The sequence below is a fragment of the Streptomyces sp. NPDC002018 genome (assembly GCF_042890865.1).
Taxonomy (GTDB): Bacteria; Actinomycetota; Actinomycetes; order Streptomycetales; family Streptomycetaceae; genus Streptomyces.
In genome coordinates this window covers 156,267-175,048 of record NZ_JBIASO010000018.1, presented here as the reverse complement: position 1 = coordinate 175,048, position 18,782 = coordinate 156,267, and the positions used below count along the sequence as shown (strand labels likewise).

Annotated in this window: 18 protein-coding genes and 3 pseudogenes; 10 read left to right on the top strand and 11 right to left on the bottom strand. The window is 71.0% G+C overall.

Translation table 11 applies throughout. From position 1 onward, the window contains the following. The first annotated feature begins 217 nt into the window (after positions 1-217). Both ACFYYH_RS26615 and ACFYYH_RS26610 read left to right on the top strand, forming a co-directional pair. Positions 218-886, top strand: coding sequence for a hypothetical protein (locus tag ACFYYH_RS26615; protein ID WP_388555831.1), 669 nt, complete (start codon positions 218-220; stop codon positions 884-886). A 222-nt stretch (positions 887-1,108) separates the two neighbouring features. After that, positions 1,109-2,470: a Cmx/CmrA family chloramphenicol efflux MFS transporter gene (locus tag ACFYYH_RS26610; RefSeq protein WP_388555855.1), complete on the top strand. Its 1,362-nt coding sequence runs from the start codon at positions 1,109-1,111 to the stop codon at positions 2,468-2,470. A gap of 45 nt (positions 2,471-2,515) precedes the next feature. Here the strand turns inward: ACFYYH_RS26610 and ACFYYH_RS26605 are convergent, their stop codons facing one another. Further along, entirely contained in the window at positions 2,516-2,797 is a 282-nt protein-coding gene (locus ACFYYH_RS26605) for a DUF4031 domain-containing protein (RefSeq protein ID WP_388555829.1), read from the bottom strand. A 182-nt stretch (positions 2,798-2,979) separates the two neighbouring features. Then, positions 2,980-3,411 (bottom strand): annotated as a pseudogene (locus ACFYYH_RS26600) (hypothetical protein); the annotation flags it as partial. A gap of 75 nt (positions 3,412-3,486) precedes the next feature. On the opposite strand from ACFYYH_RS26600, the gene ACFYYH_RS26595 reads away from it, so the two are divergent. Continuing rightward, a complete protein-coding gene (locus ACFYYH_RS26595) occupies positions 3,487-4,407 on the top strand; it encodes a MurR/RpiR family transcriptional regulator (protein ID WP_388555826.1) in 921 nt (306 codons plus the stop codon). Positions 4,408-4,655: 248 nt separating this feature from the next. Beyond that, the gene (gene murQ, locus ACFYYH_RS26590; protein ID WP_388555823.1) at positions 4,656-5,588 is read left to right on the top strand and encodes an N-acetylmuramic acid 6-phosphate etherase; all 933 of its coding nucleotides are present in this window, start codon (positions 4,656-4,658) and stop codon (positions 5,586-5,588) included. 159 nt (positions 5,589-5,747) lie between these two features. On the opposite strand, the gene ACFYYH_RS26585 is transcribed toward murQ, so the two are convergent. Then, on the bottom strand, positions 5,748-5,981 hold the full coding sequence (locus ACFYYH_RS26585) for a hypothetical protein (RefSeq protein ID WP_388555820.1): 234 nt from the start codon (positions 5,979-5,981) through the stop codon (positions 5,748-5,750). Between the two features lie 112 nt (positions 5,982-6,093). Here ACFYYH_RS26585 and ACFYYH_RS26580 point away from each other — a divergent pair, with 112 nt between their 5' ends. Genes ACFYYH_RS26580 through ACFYYH_RS26570 form a run of 3 tightly spaced genes read left to right on the top strand, consistent with a single transcriptional unit; the run spans position 6,094 to position 7,979 of the window. Continuing rightward, positions 6,094-6,939, top strand: coding sequence for a helix-turn-helix transcriptional regulator (locus ACFYYH_RS26580; protein ID WP_388555817.1), 846 nt, complete (start codon positions 6,094-6,096; stop codon positions 6,937-6,939). Then, on the top strand, positions 6,920-7,135 hold the full coding sequence (locus ACFYYH_RS26575) for a DUF397 domain-containing protein (protein ID WP_388555814.1): 216 nt from the start codon (positions 6,920-6,922) through the stop codon (positions 7,133-7,135). The genes ACFYYH_RS26580 and ACFYYH_RS26575 overlap by 20 nt, the downstream gene beginning before the upstream one ends. A 52-nt stretch (positions 7,136-7,187) precedes the next feature. Beyond that, complete coding sequence (locus ACFYYH_RS26570; RefSeq protein WP_388555811.1) at positions 7,188-7,979, top strand: alpha/beta hydrolase; 792 nt, start codon at positions 7,188-7,190, stop codon at positions 7,977-7,979. A gap of 8 nt (positions 7,980-7,987) precedes the next feature. On the opposite strand, the gene ACFYYH_RS26565 is transcribed toward ACFYYH_RS26570, so the two are convergent. From ACFYYH_RS26565 to ACFYYH_RS26545, 5 genes and pseudogenes are all read right to left on the bottom strand, one after another. Continuing rightward, positions 7,988-9,289: a helix-turn-helix transcriptional regulator gene (locus ACFYYH_RS26565; RefSeq protein ID WP_388555808.1), complete on the bottom strand. Its 1,302-nt coding sequence runs from the start codon at positions 9,287-9,289 to the stop codon at positions 7,988-7,990. 250 nt (positions 9,290-9,539) lie between these two features. Then, positions 9,540-11,360 (bottom strand): hypothetical protein, encoded by a 1,821-nt coding sequence (locus ACFYYH_RS26560; protein WP_388555805.1) that lies wholly within the window; start codon positions 11,358-11,360, stop codon positions 9,540-9,542. A gap of 4 nt (positions 11,361-11,364) precedes the next feature. After that, positions 11,365-12,222, bottom strand: coding sequence for a hypothetical protein (locus ACFYYH_RS26555; protein ID WP_388555803.1), 858 nt, complete (start codon positions 12,220-12,222; stop codon positions 11,365-11,367). A 115-nt stretch (positions 12,223-12,337) separates the two neighbouring features. Beyond that, positions 12,338-13,297, bottom strand: coding sequence for an endonuclease/exonuclease/phosphatase family protein (locus ACFYYH_RS26550; RefSeq protein WP_388555801.1), 960 nt, complete (start codon positions 13,295-13,297; stop codon positions 12,338-12,340). A 332-nt stretch (positions 13,298-13,629) separates the two neighbouring features. Then, positions 13,630-14,969: pseudogene (locus ACFYYH_RS26545) on the bottom strand (tol-pal system YbgF family protein). A 140-nt stretch (positions 14,970-15,109) separates the two neighbouring features. On the opposite strand from ACFYYH_RS26545, the gene ACFYYH_RS26540 reads away from it, so the two are divergent. Both ACFYYH_RS26540 and ACFYYH_RS26535 read left to right on the top strand, forming a co-directional pair. Next, the gene (locus ACFYYH_RS26540; RefSeq protein WP_388555798.1) at positions 15,110-15,655 is read left to right on the top strand and encodes a hypothetical protein; all 546 of its coding nucleotides are present in this window, start codon (positions 15,110-15,112) and stop codon (positions 15,653-15,655) included. Between the two features lie 164 nt (positions 15,656-15,819). Next, entirely contained in the window at positions 15,820-16,392 is a 573-nt protein-coding gene (locus tag ACFYYH_RS26535) for a hypothetical protein (protein WP_388555796.1), read from the top strand. Between the two features lie 56 nt (positions 16,393-16,448). Here ACFYYH_RS26535 and ACFYYH_RS26530 read toward each other — a convergent pair whose 3' ends face one another. Beyond that, the gene (locus ACFYYH_RS26530) at positions 16,449-16,853 is read right to left on the bottom strand and encodes a hypothetical protein (protein WP_388555793.1); all 405 of its coding nucleotides are present in this window, start codon (positions 16,851-16,853) and stop codon (positions 16,449-16,451) included. A gap of 302 nt (positions 16,854-17,155) precedes the next feature. Here ACFYYH_RS26530 and ACFYYH_RS26525 point away from each other — a divergent pair. Next, a pseudogene (locus ACFYYH_RS26525) lies at positions 17,156-17,236 on the top strand (CGNR zinc finger domain-containing protein); the annotation flags it as partial. Positions 17,237-17,344: 108 nt separating this feature from the next. On the opposite strand, the gene ACFYYH_RS26520 reads toward ACFYYH_RS26525, so the two are convergent. After that, complete coding sequence (locus ACFYYH_RS26520; RefSeq protein WP_388555790.1) at positions 17,345-18,073, bottom strand: hypothetical protein; 729 nt, start codon at positions 18,071-18,073, stop codon at positions 17,345-17,347. After that, complete coding sequence (locus ACFYYH_RS26515; RefSeq protein WP_388555787.1) at positions 18,073-18,609, bottom strand: RNA polymerase sigma factor; 537 nt, start codon at positions 18,607-18,609, stop codon at positions 18,073-18,075. Before ACFYYH_RS26515 ends, ACFYYH_RS26520 begins: the two co-directional genes overlap by 1 nt. Between the last annotated feature and the right edge of the window lie 173 nt (positions 18,610-18,782).

The window sequence follows — 18,782 nt, the reverse complement described above, 5'->3', positions numbered from 1 at the left end:
GCCGCCACCGGACTCCTCAACCCCATGATCGCCGGAGCCGCCATGGCCCTCTCCTCCCTCTTCGTCGTCGGCAACTCACTCCGACTCCGAGGGTTCAAGGCCTCGTAAAACGGTCCTTACAAGGACTCACAGGCCGGGCAAGGGCTCATCGGCCGGGCGAGGGCTGATGTATCGGGCCCGGGACGATGCAGCCCGCGCCGGGCCCTATGGTCGTCCCATGTCCGCCCCCGACCCCCGCGACCCGCGCGGCCTCGACCTGCGCGACCGCTTCGCCGCCACGCTCCTCGCCCTGCGCGACGACAGCGCACCCGACCCGTACGTGTACGCCGACGACCTGCTCACCCGCTGGGCCGAACCCCAGCGCCGCTACCACACCACCGCTCATCTGCTCGCCGTCCTGGACCACATCGACACACTCGCGGAGTACGCCGACGACCCCGGCCTCGTACGGCTCGCCGCCTGGTTCCACGACGCCGTCTACCGCCCCGACCGCTCCGAGAACGAGGAACGCTCCGCCCGTCTCGCCGAACGCGCCCTGCCTGAGGCCGGTTTGAGCGACGACCGTACGCACGAGGTCGCCCGGCTCGTCCGCCTCACCACCACCCACGCCGCCGGACCCGGCGACCGTAACGGCGCCGTCCTGTGCGACGCCGATCTCGCCGTCCTGGCCTCGGCCCCCGAGGCGTACGCCACGTACCAGGCGGCGGTACGGGAGGAGTACGGATTCGTCCCGGACGCGGACTTCCGCGCGGGCCGGGCGGCCGTGCTGGAGCAACTGCTCGCGCTGCCGGGCCTGTTCCGTACCCCCTACGCCGTAAGGGAATGGGAGCGGCGCGCCCGCCACAACCTCGCGGCGGAGCTGGCGGAGCTGAGGACGGAACCGTAGCCGAGAGCGCGGGCCATGACCGAGGCCGTCGGACCGGAACGCGACCACGGCGGACCTCCCCGCGAGGCAACGCAAGGAAGCACAAGGCAACGCGAGGGCGCGCAAGGCGGCGCAAGGCAACGCGAGGCAACGGCCGACAACGGGAGGCAACGCGAGGGAATGTAACGCCCTACCCCCACGTTGGCACCTGTCATGCCAGACTCCGCCGGTCGACGCTCCCGCATGCCGCTCGCCGTCTACATCCTGGGCCTCTCGGTCTTCGCTCTCGGCACGAGTGAATTCATGCTCTCCGGGCTGCTGCCGCCACTCGCCGACGACATGAACGTGTCCATCCCCACCGCCGGACTCCTCATCTCGGCCTTCGCGGTCGGCATGGTGGTCGGCGCGCCCGTGCTCGCCGTGGCCACCCTGCGGCTGCCGCGCCGTACGACGCTCATCGCCCTGATCTCCGTCTTCGGCCTCGGCCAGGTCGCGGGCGCGCTGGCCCCGACGTACGAGTTGCTCTTCGCGTCCCGGGTGATCAGCGCCTTCGCCTGCGCCGGGTTCTGGGCGGTCGGCGCGGCCGTCGCCATCGCAATGGTCCCGCTCGACGCGCGCGCCCGTGCCATGGCCGTGATGATCGGCGGACTCTCGATCGCGAACGTGCTCGGCGTACCGGCCGGCGCGCTCCTCGGCGAACACCTCGGCTGGCGCTCGGCGTTCTGGGCGGTGGGCGCGGCCTCGGCGGTCGCGCTGATCGGTGTCATGACGCTCATCCCGCGCATCCCGGTGCCGGCCGAGAGGCCGCAGCTCAAGCGGGAGATGACCATCTACCGCGACCGCCAGGTCTGGCTCTCCATCGCCGTCACCGCGCTCTCCGCGGGCGGTGTCTTCTGCGCGTTCTCGTATCTCGCCCCGCTGCTGACGGATGTGGCGGGGATGGACAGCGGCTGGGTCCCGACCGTGCTCGGGCTCTTCGGCCTGGGCGCGCTGGTCGGTACGGGGCTGGGCGGCCGGTACGCGGACGCGCATCTCTTCGGTGTCATGCTCAGCGGTATCACCGCCTCGGCGGTGCTGCTCGTCCTGCTGGCCCTCACCGCGTCGAACCCCGTCGCCGTGGTCACGCTGACCTTCCTCCTCGGTGTCTCGGCGTTCTACACGGCGCCCGCTCTCAACGCCCGGATGTTCAACATCGCCGCCGCGGCCCCCACCCTGGCCGGCGCCACCACCACGGCCGCCTTCAACCTGGGCAACACGGGCGGCCCCTGGCTGGGCGGCGCGGTCATCGACGCGGACTTCGGCTACGCCTCGACGGCCTGGGCGGGCGCGGCGCTCGCGGTGGTGGCGATCGCGCTGACGGCCGTCTCCCTGCGCTTCCACCGCAGGACCACAAGCCGAGTGGTCACGGGCTCCCCCGTCCCCCCGCCCACAGATTCCCCCGCCCCCGTTCCCGCCGCCCTCCCCATCCCCGCGGCCCACGCCGTCCCCGCCCAGTCCCCCGCCCACGACCACACCCCCGAAGCCGCCCACAGACCGTGGCCGGGTCCTGACCGGGTCCCGGCCGGGTCACGGCCGGGTCCTGACCGGGTCCTGACCGGGTCCTGACCGGATCCTGACCGGATCCTGACCAGGACCTGAGCGGCGGACCTGTCAGGGGGTCGGGGTGGGGGTGGGGCGGCCCTTGGGGCGGCGTAGGCCTGCTTCGGTGATTCTGCGGACGAGTTCCTTGGAGCCGATCTCCACCGCGCCCGCGCGCACGACATCGCCGTAGCGGTCCGACGGTACGTCGTAGTGATCGCGTTCGAAGGCGCGGCGCGGGCAGCCGACCGTTGCCGCGAAGGCGTGGAGTTCGTCGAACGAGACATCGCTGACCAGGTGCGACCACATACGGCCGTGCCCCGGCCAGATCGGCGGGTCGATATAGAGGGTCACACGGCCCCCGCCCCGCCGAAACCGCCCGCCCCACCGAAGCCGCCCGGCCCGCCCGGAGCACCGGGATCGCCCGGACCACCTGGATCGCCCAGACTGCCGGGACCGCCCGGGTCGCCCAGGTCGCCCGAGCCGGCCGCCGGGTCCTCCGGAGCCGCGCCGACGCCGCCCGCGGCGTCCCGGCCGCGCAGCGAGCCCACCGCCGCGACCACCACGCCCGCCTTCCCGCAGACCCAGTGCGGATCGGGCCCCAGCTCCGGTTCCACGTCCAGCGCGTGCGGCTCGGCCTCCACCCCCTCGACCTCCGGGCAGACCGGGCAGAGCGGCCAGCGCCCGTACCGTTCCATCAGCGCGTCCTGGACGTCCTGGGCGACCAGCCCCGCCACATACGCGGCGCCCTCGGGCCACTGCTCGACCCACCAGCGCCGGTGCGCCACCGAGTCCTCCACCAGCGACACGACCTCGGCCCGCGCCACATCGCCCGCGATCAGATCGGCCAGCACCAGCGCCCGCGCGGAGTGCAGCGCGCGCTCCAGCGGGTCCACACGGGGAGGTGCCGCGTCCGTGCGGTCGTCGTGCTCACCGCGCTCGTCGCGGTCGTCGGTCCGGTCGTCCATGGGGTCGTCCATCCAGCCATTGTCAGGGACGGCCGGGGGTTGACGGCCGGCCGAAGCCGAAAATATCTTTCAGAGGTGACCCAAGACGTGAAGGAAATTTTCAGCGGGCCTCCCCCCGCACCCGCCGCGCTCGCCGCCAAGGTGCGGACCCTCGCGCCCACGATGACGCGCTCCATGCAGCTCGTCGCCGAGGCCGTCGCGGGCGACCCGGCCGGCTGCGCCGCGCTCACGGTCACCGGTCTCGCCGAGCTGACCGGCACGAGCGAGGCCACCGTGGTCCGCACCGCCCGCCTCCTCGGCTACCCCGGCTACCGGGATCTGCGTCTCGCCCTCGCCGGCCTCGCCGCACAGCAGCAGTCCGGCCGCGCCCCGGCCGTCACGGCCGACATAGCCGTGGACGACCCCATCGCCGATGTCGTCGCCAAGCTCGCCTACGACGAGCAGCAGACCCTCGCCGACACCGCCGCCGCGCTCGACACCGTCCAGCTCGGCGCCGTCGTCACGGCGGCCGCCGCCGCCCGCAGGATCGACATCTACGGCGTCGGCGCCTCGGCCCTCGTCGGCCTGGACCTCGCGCAGAAGCTGCTCCGCATCGGGCTGATCGCCCATGCCCACTCCGACCCGCATCTCGCCGTCACCAACGCCGTCCAGCTCCGCTCCGGCGACGTGGCCATCGCGATCACCCACTCCGGCTCCACCGGGGACGTCATCGAACCGCTCAGGGTCGCCTTCGACCGGGGCGCGACGACGGTCGCGATCACCGGCCGCCCGGACGGTCCCGTGTCGCAGTACGCCGACCATGTGCTGACGACCTCCACCGCGCGCGAAAGCGAACTGCGCCCGGCCGCGATGTCCAGCCGTACGAGCCAGCTCCTCGTGGTCGACTGCCTGTTCATAGGGGTCGCCCAGCGGACGTACGAGACGGCCGCGCCCGCCCTCTCCGCGTCGTACGAGGCACTCGCGCACCGGCACAGCCCCCGCAGTACGAGCCGCTGACCCGGCAAGAACCGCGAAGAACCGCGTACAGGCACAGGCACCCGCACAGGCACAGGCACCCGCACAGGCCCCGCAGCCACACCCGCACAGGCACCCGCACAGGCACCCGCACAGGCCCCGCGGCCACACCCGCACCCGCCGGCTCGGCCGCCACAGCCGCCATCGCACCCCGCCCGCACGGCCGTCGGCACGGCCGTCGGCGCACCCGCACCCGCACCCCCTCACCACGCAGAAAGAGCCGTTCCTTCATGACCTCTCCGTACGGCGAACTCCGCGCGCAGCTCGACACCCTCACCACCGAGGCCTTCCGCCCCGAGCTGGCGGAGATCGACCAGTTGCCCACGCTCGACATCGCCCGGCTCATGAACGGCGAGGACACCACCGTCCCCGCCGCCGTCGCCGCCCAGCTCCCCAGCATCGCCGCCGCCATCGACGCCACCGCCGAGCGCGTGGCCCGCGGCGGCCGGCTGGTCTACGCGGGCGCCGGCACGGCGGGCCGGCTCGGCATCCTCGACGCCAGCGAGTGCCCGCCCACCTTCAACACCGACCCCGACGAGGTCATCGGTCTGATCGCGGGCGGCCCCGGCGCCATGGTGACCTCCGTCGAGGGCGCCGAGGACTCCAGGGAACTCGCCGCCGCCGACCTGAACGCGCTGAAGCTCACCGCCACCGACACCGTCGTCGGCATCTCCGCCTCCGGCCGTACCCCGTACGCGATCGGCGCGGTCGAGCACGCCCGCTCCCTCGGCGCGCTCACCATCGGGCTCTCCTGCAACCGGGGGAGCGCCCTCGCCGCCGCGGCCGACCACGGCATCGAGGTCGTCGTCGGCCCCGAGCTGCTCACCGGCTCCACCCGCCTCAAGGCCGGTACGGCACAGAAGCTCGTCCTCAACATGATCTCGACCATCACCATGATCCGGCTCGGCAAGACCTACGGAAACCTCATGGTCGACGTACGCGCCTCAAACGAGAAGCTGCGCGCACGCTCCCGCCGGATCGTCTCGCTCGCCACCGGCGCCTCCGACGAGCGGATCGAGTCCGCCCTCGCGGCCACCGACGGCGAGGTGAAGAACGCCATCCTCACCATCCTCGGCTCCGTCGACGGCCCCACCGCCGCCGCGCTCCTCGCCGATTCCCAAGGCCACCTGCGCGCCGCGCTGAAGGCCGCCCGCACCCGCTGAAAGACCCGCCGGGCGCTCCCGCACGCCAGGACCGGCGGGCGGCGCCCCACGCACGGGGCGCCGCCCGCCGGTCTCATGAGTCCGGGCTCAGGCGTGTACGTCACCGTCAGGCCTACGTGATCGTCGGGCCTGCGTTCATCGTCGGGCCTACGTTCATCGTCAGGCCTGCTCCAGTACGGCGCCGAGCCGCAGCGCGGTGCCGAGATCGCAGCGTCCGAGATCGATCAGCGGTACGGGCGCCTCGCCCAGGCACGAGGCCGGCACGATCCGCAGCCCCGGCAAGGTCACCCCCGCCACCGCGAGCCCGGCCCGCAGCACCTCCACCGCGTCCTCGGCAGCCCGTACGTGTGCGGCGACCATACGTCGCCCTTCGCTCATGTCGTAGGTAACCATGATTTGTCGTCTCCACGCTCTGTATCTGCTTTCACCACACAGCGTGGCCGTCAGTGGCTAGCCTGACCAGACACGGCAGACCAACACCGCTACGTGTTCCGCAGGAGCCCCTATGCCCCAAAAGCCCAAGCCACTTGATCCGTCGTCATCACCACGCGCCATGCTCGGCGCGGAACTCAGGTATCACCGCGAGGAAAAGGGCATGTCCCAGGGCGAGTTGGGACAGCCGTTGTTCGTGAGCGGTGCGTTCATCGGGATGTTGGAGATGGGCGTACGCAGGATGCAGCCGGAGTTCGCCGTCAAGTTCGACGAGATCTTCGGTACCGGCGAGTACTTCTTCCGCAACTGCGAGGTGCTGAAGAAGTCGAAGTACCCGGACCACTTCGCGGAGGCGGCGGAGGCCGAGGCGACGGCATTGGTGATCAAGGAGTACGCGCCGCTGCTGATTCCAGGTCTGTTGCAGACGGAGGCGTACGCAAGGGCGGTCTTCCGCGCGTACCGCCCGACAGCCACGGAAGAGGAGATCGACGAGTTGGTGGCCGCGCGACTGGAACGCGCCAAGTTGCTCAAGCATCCAACGACCCCCGTCGTTTGGGGGGCATTGGACGAGGCTGTCCTGCGCAGACCGATCGGTGGAACAGCGGCGATGGCGGAGGCACTTCGTCACATCACAGCGCTGATCCGAAGGCACCGAATCATCGTTCAGGTACTGCCGTTCGCCGCAGGTGCGCACTCTGGGCTGAATGGCTCACTCAAGCTGATGGAGTTCGAGGAGGCGCCCACCCTTGCCTATCTCGAAAGCATCGGATCGGGCCAACTGGTGGACGATCCGGCGTCGGTCAGGCGATACGAACTGACCTACGATCTGCTGGGGGCCACCGCATTGTCACCGGGAGCATCCTTGGCCCTGATGGAATCAGTGGCGGAGGATTTCGAGCATGCAGAGCAGAAGTCATGAGTACGACCTCGACCTGGGCGCCGCGTCTTGGCACAAGGCCAGCTACAGCGGCGGGGACGGCGGGAACTGCCTGGAGGTCGCCGAGGGCCTCACCGGTATCGTCCCCGTCCGCGACTCCAAGCGTCTCGCCGGCCCCGTCCTCACCTTCCGGGCGACCGCCTGGTCGGCGTTCCTCACGCAGGTCAAGGCGGGTTAGCCCCGTCGCACCACCATCCACACCAGCACCCTTCCTCCCCTATGGTGGAAGTGTGCTGGAGTGGAGCGACCACGACGTGGACGGGCTGCTGGTCCGCGAGGCCCGGGACCCCACCGTGGAGGAGCGCGGGCGGATCCTGCTGGTGCCCGGGATCATGCGGGGCTGGTGGGCGTTCGAGCGGTGGATGCCGGTGTTCGCGGAGGCCGGCTGGACGCCGCTGGCGATGTCACTGCCCAACCACACCGGTTCCCGTTCGCTGCCCGAGGCGGAGTTCCTGGCGTGCACGCCGGAGGACTACGCGGCCGAGGTACGGAACGTCCTGACGAAACTGGCCCCCTCCATGGGCCGCGCCCCGGTGCTTCTGGGGCACAGCATGGGCGGGCTGGTGGCGCAGCTCGTGGCCCAGAGCTACCCCCTGCGGGCGCTGGTCCTGGTCTCGACCGTGGGGCCCGGCCAGCTCGGCCCGATGCGCTCGACGGCGTACCCGAAGGACCGTCCGGTGACGGTGGACCGGGAACAGGCCCGGGAGGGGTGGTTCCGCCATATCTCGGAGGAGGACCTCGACGTCCTGATGGACCGCCTCACCCCCGAGTCGCCCACCGTGATCAACCACTACAGCAACGGCAGCGTCGCCGTCGACACGGAGGCCATCCGGTGCCCGGTCCTGGTCGTCGGGCCGGAGAACGACCGTACGCCCGTCCATGACACCCGTACTGTCGCGGAGCTGCTGGGGGCGACACCGGTCCTGGTGCCGAACGTCGGCCACGACATGCCGCTCGAACACCAGGGGCTGCCCGCGGCCTCGACGATCGTCGCCTGGCTCGACGCCGACGCCATGCCCTGACCGGCGCCTCAGATCCCCGTCGGCGGGGGCGGTGACGACGGGGACGGCCGGGGCGGGGACGGCCGGGGCGAGGACGGCGGGGGCGGGGACGGCCGGGGCGGGGACGCGTGCGTCGGGGGCGGTGTGGACGGGGTCAGGGCCGGTTCGTAGTGGCGGGTGAAGAGGGTGGCCACCAGGTCACGGCGGCTGCGCACCCCCGTCTTGTCGAAGACCGACTTCAGATGGTCCTGCACGGTGTGCGGTGACAGCCCGGCCAGGTGGGCGATCTCGGCGGTGGAGTGGCCCCGCAGGACGAGCTGGGTGATGTGCCGTTCACGGGCGGTGAGCCCGTACGCGGCGACGATCAGGCCGACGTGTTCGCCGGGGCCCGCCGGTTCGACCACGACGGCGACCCGGGCGCCGGACAGGCCGTCCATGCGCCAGGCGTGCAGCCGCACCTGGCCCCGGGTGCGGCTGTGCACCCAGGAGGTGAGGGAGCTGTCCGCGCCCGGCGCACGGACCGCCGCCGCGACCGCGTAGACGGCGGGAGGCAGGACGTCTCCGGGCGGAGGACCGGAGTCGGAACGAGCCGGTCCGGCGAGCGAGACGGCGGGTCCTCCCGGCAAGACCGACGGTCCGGTGAGCGAGGCCGCCGGTCCGCCGAGCAGGGCGCCGGAAGGGGACATGGTGTCGAACCACATGGGAATGGTGGGCGTCATGTGCACCACCCCGTACTCCTCGTCGAGCAGCACCATGCCCGGGGCCGTCGGTGAGGGGTCGTCCTGCGCCTGGCGGGTGAGATGCAGCCGGCGCAGCGCGTTCCCCAGGGGCTGGGCGAGCGCGCCGGCCAGTGCCAGGTCGACGGGTTCGAAGGCGGGGGCGTCGTGGCCGCGGCCGAGGACGAGGGCGCCCCAGGCACCGTGGCGGTCACGGAGCAGGACCCGTAACTCGTCGCGGAAGCCGAGGGGGCCGGCGATGTCCCGGTAGCGGGGGCTGTGTTCGAGGCGGCCGCCGACCTCCTGGCTGAGCAGGCCGACGGGCACGGGTCTGCGGGCCAGATCGGGCAGGGCGTTGACGTCGCCCTCGCGGTACTCGATGTCGAGCATCCGTGGCATCAGCGCGGCGGGCACGGCGTCGCGGTAGTTGCCGCCGGTGTTCATCAACGTCTCCGGATCGACGGTGATACCGGCCCAGATGTCGAGCCGCAGCGCGGGGACGAGCGCCCCTGCCACCCCGTCGAAGAAGTCCTCGACACTCCGCGCGGACACCGCCGCGCGCACGGCCGCGTCCCGGACTCTGCCGGACCGCGCCATTCCCCCCAAGCCCCCCATACAGCCAGGTTAAGGGCGGCCGGGCGCCTCCGGGGAGGGGTTGCGCGGCGTGGCTCGGCGGCACCGCACGACACGGTCCGCCGGGACTACGGTCCGCCGGGACTACGGCCTGATGATCCACCGGGACCGAGCCCCGCCGCCCTCGGTCCACGCCGCCCTCGGTGCACGCAGCCCTCGGTGCACGCAGCCCTCATCCCGCGCCCTCAGCCCCGCAGCCCTCGGTGCACACCGCCCTCATCCCGCGCCGCCCTCAGTCCACGGGGCCCGGCACCAGGGTCCCGGTGTATCCCCCCTCGCTGCTCCAGCTCAGCTCGGCGGCACCGGTCCTCCTGACCTCCACGATCTCCGGGCAGTAGGCGGCGCCGTCGAAGACCGTGCCCGGCATGGTGTTCTTCCGGGCCACCGGGCGGAAGACCAGGGTGCCGTCCCCACGGACCTGGGGGCCGCCCAGGCCGGCGGTGCATCCGCCGTCGCCCTTGACGAACAGGGTGCCGGTGAGGCTCTCCAAGCGGGGTTCGGGGTCCCCGGAGGAGAGGGCGAGAAGTACCTCGTAGCGGGGTCGCGGGCCCGAGCCGCCGGTGATCTCGCCGCCCCAGGGAGCCATCAGGGCGTACACGTCGTCGGTGGTCGGCTCGGTGGGCGGCGCCGAGGGTGTCGCCGTGGCCGAGGAGGACGCCGTAGCCGAGGACGACGCCGTGGCCGACGGCGGGACGGCCGGCCGGGTGCTCGGCAAGGTGCTCGGCCGGGTGCCGCCGGTCGGGGCCGCTCGCGAGGCCGTGCCGGACGGTTCTGCGGAGTTGGTGATCAGGCCGGCGGTGTGGATCGGCCCGTATCCGTAGAGGGCAGGTATGACGACCCGGCCGCCGAGTGCGGCGCCGCTCCCGAGGTAACCGTCTTCAGCGAAGGCCCGCAGGCGGTGCGACGTCCACGTCCCTCCGTCGCGGGACACCCAGAGGGCGGGGCGGAGCAGTTCGTTGATGACGACGCTGCCCGTGGCCACGAACGTGTCGCCGGACAGGATCAAGTCGTCGACCTTCCCCGAGCCGGGCTTGGCGTCCTCGGGCACGGGCAGGTTTTCGGCCTCGGCCCAGTGCGCTCCGCCGTCCTCGGACCGCAGGAGCATCCCGCGGGCGGGCGGCACGGCGGGTCCGTCGCCCGCGAGATCGCCGCCGTCGGGCGGCGGCGGAACGGCCTCGGCCTCCTCCCCGGTCAGGACCTGGTAGGCGGCGGCCACCAGGGTGTCGCCGCGCACGGCCACATCCGTCAGGGGGCCGATCAGACCGTCCGGCATGGTGCCCGCGAGGTCCCGGACGGTGGACGCGTCCTCGCCGTCGGCCCGGTACAGGGCCGGACGCGTGTTCTCGTTCGGCGCGCAGGTGCCGGTCAGCAGCAGACCCTCGCCGCCCGATGTCTCCACCCGGCCGGTGAATCCGCAGCCCTCCGGCGCGGTGATGCCGGTCCTCTCCCAAGGGCCGTCGGGGGAGGCCAGCCGCCACAGGGGGGTGTCACCGAACGAGGCGTAGGCGTGTGTGCCGTCGGTGTGGACGGTGAGGCTGCCGCCGGCGGCGTCCCGCGGCGGGTCCAGAGGCCGCCAGCTCCTGCCGTCCTTCGAGGTCCAGACCGGGCGGTCGGAGGCGGATGTGGTGGGCAGCGCACCGGAGTTGTCGATGCCCTTGCCCACGACCAGGAAGCCGCCGTCCCAGGCCATCAGGTCGAGGAATTCCGTGTACCAGCCCGCTCCCCGGCTCACCGAGCGGAGATCACCGGTGTGCCAGGTGACACCGTCCGTGGAGTACCAGGCGTCGAGGTTGTACCCGTCGCCGGCCGGGTCGGGGGCGTCGCCCACGGCGACCAGCAGTCCCCGGCCGCCGACCACGGAGCGGGGGTTGAAGTCCGCCCCGCCGTCGACCGCGAGGGCGCTCACCGGGGTGTAGGACCAGTCGTCCAGCCCCGGCCCGTCTCCCCGGTCGCGGAACTGCGTGAACCACACCAGGGCGCCCGCGCCCAGGGCGAGCACCAGGGTGACGGCCAGCGCCGCGATCACGGCCGGACGCGCCGTGCGCCGCTCCATGGCCTCAGCCCTCCCCGCCGCAGCCGGCCTCGGTCACGGTCCCGGTGTCCACCAGTTCGCGGCCCAGTCCGCTCTCCGACGGTTTCAGGTCGTAGACCGGGATGCCCTCGACGCCGCCCGCCGAGCGGAACGGGCCGAGGGCCGTCGTCTTCCTGTCGGTGCCCTGCCGGTATTCGATCTCCAGGGTCCATGTGTACGACGCGGTGCAACTGCGCACGTCGAAGTTCGCGTACAAGGGAGATCCCTTCTTCACGGTTTCCCCGGTGAGCAGTGACCCGCCCTCCTCGCTCCGCACTTTTTCCTTTCCGCCCTCGATGCTGACCAGCCGGTTCTTGTCGAGGTCGAACCGGAGGAAGCTGGGGTCGTCACCGCCACCGCACGAGGTCGTCTTCCGCAGCACCCAGTCGTAGGACACGGTCGTGCTGCGGCCCAGGATGTGCGGGCGCACCGCGCTGATCGAGATGGCCTCGGCGCCCTCGGTGCTGAAGGTCAGGCTGAGGATGCCGTCCTGCCAGGACGCGCCGTCCTGTTCGGTCACCAGGGTGCGCGGGTCCTTCTCGAAGTCGTCGATGTCCAGTTCGGTGATCGGCGGGCCGCCCTTCACCATGGCCGCCGCCGTCACCAGATCGCATCCGTCGGCGGCGGGCCAGCCTGCGTCCGCCTTCAGGCCGCTCGGAGGACCGGCGCTCACCTTGGTCTTGAGCAGGCCGTAGACATCGGTCAGCGCGAGTGTCACCAGGGCCACGGCCACCGGGACCGCGACGGCCGCGATCCGCACCCACCACCGCTTCCACCACGGCTGCGGCGCCGCCGGTGCCTCTGCGCGCGGCCGCCGCGGTGGTCTCACCAGTCTTCTCGCCATGTTGCGCCCCCCTGATCCCCTGGTTCTGTATCTGACCGGAAGAAGAGATGGGGAAACGCCGGAATCCCGGAAATCAGTGTGTTTTTCCGGCTTGTCGGGAGGGCCTGACGGGCACTCAGAATCTGATGCGGGCGGCGACGGGCAGATGGTCGCTGCCCGTCTCGGGCAGGGACCAGACATGGGTCACGGTGCCCGGCCGCGTCATGACCTGGTCGATCCGGGCCAGGGGAAAGGACGCGGGCCAGCTCAGCGCGAAGCCCGAACGCGGGGGGTTCAGCAGCGAGCTGACCGGGGCCAGTCCGCGGTCGTCCGTCGTGCTGTTGAGATCCCCGAGCAGAATGACCCGCTCCAGAGGCTCGGCGGCGATCGCCGCACCGAGGAGGGCGGCGCTCTCGTCGCGCGGGGCCGAGGTGAATCCGGCCGGACCGATACGGACCGACGGGAGGTGGGCGACGTACACGGCGATGTCCCCCTGGGGGGTCCTGGCGGTCGCGCGCATCCCGCGGTCCCAGCCCTCCCCGATGCCCCGCGGCCGGATGTCGACCCGCCGTACGTCGACGAGGGGGAACACCGACCACAGTCCGACCGTTCCCACAGTCGCGTGATGGGGGTGGCCGGGGGCCAGGACCGCCGCGAAGTCCGGCAGGACGGACGGTGTCAGCTCCTCCAGGGCGATCAGCTCGGCGTCCGCGTCGAGCAGTGCCCGAGCGGTGCCCGCGGGATCCGCGTTCACGTCGCTGACATTGTGCTGAAGCACCGTGAGGTCGTACGCGGAGCCGGGACGGGAGACCAGCGGACCGCCGAAGAGAGCGGCCCAGCTCACGGCGGGCAACAGCGACGCGCACAGCACGACGGCCGAACGGCGCAGCAGGGCGACCACCACCAGCACCGGGACGGCCAGCCCGAGCCAGGGCAGAAACGTCTCCAGGAGACTGCCCAGGCGGCCGACGCCGTTGGGTACGGCGGCATGGAAGGTCAGCAGACACGCCACCAGCACGGACGCCAGCACCAGGACACGGTCCCACCGCCCCTGCCCACGCACCCACGACCGCACCCGCGCACCCCGTGCCCCCATACCGCCCTCTCCCCCACCCACCCCACCGGCCCCAGCGGCCACACCGGCCCCGGCCACCTCCGTACGACGACGCCACCCCCCGCCCCCCGGTTCCCACCCCGTAACGCACGGGCCGACGCACCACTCACCACGCGAAGCCGGGGTGACCGCGGTTCAGGTCCGATGGCGGGTATGTCCGCGAGCGCTGCCACCTGCCTTGACCGGCAACGCCCTCAGAAGTTGATGCAAGTTCGTTCCTGCGTGGACGACACGGGTGGCCGAGGGAGGCAAGAAGCCCGCATGGCTCATCGGCCCCTATCGGGTGATGCGCACGGGGGTTTTTGCTTTTCTGATCACACCGCTACCCATGGAGGGGTCACGATGCGCGCACGCTCATAGAGATTTCGGGCAGCTTGATTCTTAAGGTAGGGGCGAATCCGAGCCTGCATCGTGGAGATTGCTTTATCGCACTGCCCTGATTGAACGTGAGGATAGATCTCCACAACCTTGAGCCATGTGGCACATGCGCTTTCAAGATGGCCGATCTCTAATTGACGTTCGGCAAGCATTGAAAGATAGCGAATTCGATTCCTCTTGAAGGAGCTGTGCCGTAGCCTATCGGACTCCTTCAATTCCTTGACCGATCCGCGAATGTCGCCCAGTTCGTAACGAACCTGGCCCGCGTGATAGGTGAGTGAAGAAGGGTTGTAAGAGCCGAACGTCTTCGTTTGAGACTCGGCTTTTTCCATCGCCACTTCAGCCTCTCGGAGGTACATGAGCGCCCTCGTGCGGTCGCCAAGCTGCGCGGATGCGTGTGCTTGCTGCCCGCCAAGAAAGCGCGCATTCGAGGGCCAGCCTGCCGCGAGGCAGAAGCAGCGGCGTCAGCGAGGCGCATAGCAGCTTTTCCATGCCGCAGATCGACGGCTTGGACGCTCATTCCCCGTAGCGTAGTGCAGTAGGTGAGATGGTCTTCCGAAGCCCCTGCTAGTTCTAGCGCTTTTAGGTAATACTGTTGCGCCAGGCCGTGAACCCCCTCGTCAACAGCCATGTATCCGGTGAGGTAGCAGAGATCGGAGGCGGCCGACATCATCGCCTTGCGGACTTCCTCTGTGGCGTCGGCTCGGAGGTAAGGGGCGACCGTATTCACGAGAAATGCCGCTGCCATCGGACGGGCGTGCCGTCCTCCGAATTGGTCATCCAAGTCGGATACGCGCTCCGTCATGGCGATGACCATATTCACATCGGCCATTCCTATGCGCTGGGTCTTTCCAATCTGAACCGCTTCCATGCGGCCCACGACATCCGGCCATCCGGGAACGGTGAGCGCCACGGAGAATAGTCCTGCGCTCAGGATGCTTCGGCGCGAGGGGTCCATGTCTTGCCTCCCGAGGTCAATCAGCCCTTCCACGGTAGTCGGGTGGCTGTTCGACTCTTCCGGGGGCGCTGGAAATCCCGCCTCGGTGTGGGTGATGGGCCGTAGCAGTCTCCGGGCGAGCGCTTCCAGAATCAGCGGTCGGACGGATTCCTTCGGCAGGTGACCACTCAACCACTGGTGGACTGAGGGCTGTTGGTACTTCAGGGGGGTCCCGCGTTCGGTCCCTATGCGGTTGACCTCTTGGGCGAACTGCCTCAGGGTCCATCCGCTCTCGCGGTACAGCCGCTCAAGTCCGGCGTTCGGCTGTCGTGTCGTCAATGGCCCCAACTCCCGTGCTCTGACCGCTTAACGCTCTTAACTCCTGCCGCCTTCCCAACGGTACCGCTGTACGTGGTCGGACGGTTGCCTAGTGCGAGCACGGCCGCCGCAAGAGACGACACCGTAAGGAGGGCCCGGACATGGAGACGCACGTACGAACGGCCACGGGGAACCCCGAGCGGTCCGGCGCGGGAATACCGGCGGGCTACTGGTGCGAAGCGCTCGCGGAAGGAGAGGTGTACGGGACGCGCGAGACAGTCCCGTACGTCCTCGGCACTTTCCAAACGATCTCGTCGAAACTCGCGCTGCGGTGGTTACAGAGCGAGGCCGAGCGCATCGCGGACCGGCTCGACCCCGACCCGGAGCGCTCCGCATGGGTGAAACCGTGGATGCGGGTGGGCACGGTGCCCTTGCCCGACTGTCCTACGGAATTCCGGTTCTGGATCGAGGACCCCGAGAAGCACCAGGCCGCGCGGGACCAGCTCAAGGACGGGGCACCCCTGTCTGTGGTCATCCCTGACAAGGGGTGCCGCTTCACCTTGACTGTCTGGCCCGTGGCCGTGTTCTCGCCCGGGTCCGTCACCCCACTGCCCGCCGATGGCAGACAGTCCACAAGCCCCCGGCCTGGTCACACGAGCCACAGGAAGCCCCGCCGCACGTCGGGGTGGCTCGTCTCCTTTCTGTGACCAGGGCGGGCCACGATTTCCGCCCCCGGCGGGGACCTCCCGGGGCACCGGTACCCCTCACGGCCGGTAGCCCAGGGGGCGGATCGCTCGACCACCGCGCGACGAGCGAGGCGGAGTCGAGCACCCCGGGCCCAACCGCGCAACACGACCGAAGGAGAACAGCCGTGACCAACCTTTTCCACGCCGAGCGCACCGCAGAGCGCGCTCGGGAGATCCTGACGGCCGTTGAGGCCGATCCGGAGTTCGCCGCGTTCAAGGCCGCGAGCCTGCGCTACGACGAGGACTGGACCTGCTTTTCCGGCGGTCCGGTCATCAGCGAGTACGACCAAGCCGATGACGCGGCCCCGCTGTTCACCGAGGGGCTGCGGGCGCTCTGCCTCAAGGCCGCCGTATTCGAGGCGACCGGCGACGAACGCGCGGCAGAAATCCCCGTCGCCGTACCCGTGGACGAGATGACGCACGCCATGATCGCTCAGCCGCAGATCCTCGCCCGGATCACGGCTCGGGTCGGCGCGCAGATCATCCACCAGACCGACCAGGAGCACACCGACTGGACGCGGGACGACTACACCCACCAGGCGTACCGTGCAGCGTGGGGTGAGCCGCCTGCCCGGTACTGGATCGCGCACGACGAGGTGGCTCGACGGCTCGGCATCCTGCGCGGGATGTACGAGGCTGCGGGCTTCCGCAGGATGGGTCTCGCGCACAGCATCACGTTCGAGCCCGTACCCGCGTAGCGGATAGGATCTTTCGTTTGGATCTGGCGAGCCCAGCAAGATCCAAACAAGAGGCCCTAGCTGAGTGCCTGCCGCATGACTGTGAGCGGGTCCAGCTCAGGAAAGTGCTGCCGGACCTGCTGCTGTGCCTGGGAGATCAGGTCATCGAGTAGGACCGGTGCCGCGCCGTACAGCACGTCATGAAGGTAGGACACCACTTCGGAAGGGTCGGGCGGTAGTTGCAGCTCGACCGTCAGCGGGGCGTTTTGGCTCTTGTAGCGCCGTGCGGGCAGACCGACCTTCTCGGGGTGGACACAGACCGGCGTTCCGTCGCTCAAGTACCTATGGCCATCAGCCTTGTTGAACGGGCATTCCGGGGTCGGGCGCTCGAACACGTCGAATTCACCAACAGCGTGGAACCGGGACGGACAGATGCCGCACGCGCGGTGGTGTACGTCGCCGTTCACGAAAGGCTCGGGCATGACCAGAGCCTAGCTCTCACCAGCACCACAGACGCCCGTTTCGTGTCGCACCGCCCCTCCGGGGGGAACGAGCGCCGGAACAGGTTGCGGGATCCGTTGCGGGGCCGCTGGGCGCGTTCAGCAACGGATGAGGGACCAACCCACGGTGCGCACGGTGCAAGGTTCCGCCCGCCCCGTCCGAGTGCTACCCCCCGTGGCGCACGGGCGGGGCGTCCCTTTCCACCCCGCGTAGAAAGTTCAGCCGCACCCGTGCTCGTTCCCTGCGTCGCCGCATACAGCAACGAGCTTGGCCCCCGAGAGTGAGCGGACTCCCGGGGCGCTACTGCTCCCGCCGTTGCGCGACCCGCGAACGCGTGGCGGCCCACCGCCGCTCCCGCGCCTGACCGGACCCGCCCCGGGCCGCGGGCCCGCCCGGTGTGTCACCGTGGCTCGCCCCCGGGCGCCGCGATGTTCGCCCCGTGCGCCCGGACGTCGACCCGGTGCGCTGCGGCTCACCCCGTGAGCCGCAGCGCCTTCCGTACCGCCGGGCTCAGCGGGAGCCGGTTCTCCGGGCCGGGGGTCGCCCGGCCGTCCCGGCCGACTCCGTACCAGCCCTGCATGGTGGTCACGAGGTAGTACCGTCCGGCGCGCGACTCGTCCTCCGTGAGCAGGAAGACGTACTCCTTCCCCTCGCTCAGCGGGGCCGTCTCGGCGTAACCGCCGGCGGCGCCGGGGTACGACAACTGGAGCCGCCCCCCGGGCACGTCGCCCTTGGCCGTCGCCGTGACCTCCACGCGTGCGAGCGTGTACGCGCTGTCCCCGCGCCCGGCCTCCGGGCTCTCCGCCCGGCCGGGCCCGAGCCGGCCCCGTACGATCACGTCGGCCGCCGCCTCCAACTGCTCGGTGGTCCCGTAGTACGACTGGTCCGCGATGGCGCCGCCCCCCGGCGGCCGGCCGCCCGGACCGTCCCCGTCCCCGCCGACGAGAAGCGCGGCGCCCGCGACGACGGCGGCCGTACCAGCGGCGAGAGCCGCCACCAGAACGGCGCGCCGGCCAGGACCCCGGCGCCGGGCCCCGGCCGGTCCCGCCCCCGGTCCCGCCATCGCTCCCGGTCCCCTCTCCGCCCCCGGTCCCCTCTCCGCCCCCGGTCCCGTCTCCGGCCCCGGTGCCGACCGCGATCCCGTCACCGTCTCCGGCCCCGGAACCGGATTGGCCTGCTGGATCAGGGACTTGACGCGCATCACGCCGACTCCTCGGGCTCGGGCTGTACATAAAGGTCTCGGAACGCCTTGCGGGCACGGTGCAGCCGGACCCAGACCGCCGGTCCGCCGCAGCCGAGGACCTCCCCCGTCTCGGCGGCGCTCAGCCCGTCCCAGTAACTGAGCATCAGCACCTCCCGGTGCCGCTCGGGCAGCCGGTCGAGGGTTTCGAGTACGGCGGTGTCCTGCCCGGACGCCGGCGCACGGTCCAGTTCGTCGGAGATGCGCCGGTGCAGTTCGGTCAGGCGCGCCGTCCTGCGGTAGTGATTGCCCAGCAGATTGCGCGCGGTGACGAACAGCCAGCCGCCGCCCGTCTCCTGGCCCGCCGCCATCCGCTCCCACGCGGTCCTGAAGACCTCCGCGGTCAGCTCCTCCGCCGCGCCCCGGTCGCCCAGCCGCCGATAGACATAGGCCGATACGCGCGGGTGCTCACGCGCGTACATGGTCGTGAACCGCTCGGAGCGATCACCGGCGGGCGCACGGCCCCCGTCGCTCCCCGTCGTCCGAAAGGTTTCCACACCTGTCCTATGTCCTGGACCCGGCACATCCTTACAGGGCCCGGCGGACGGGCAGGGGCCCCGGCGGAAACGGACACAGGGCGCGGCGGACGGACCCGGGGAAACGGACACGGGGAAACGGACACGGCGAACAGGTCCGCGCCCGGAAACGCCCGGGAGCGGCACCCCCCGCG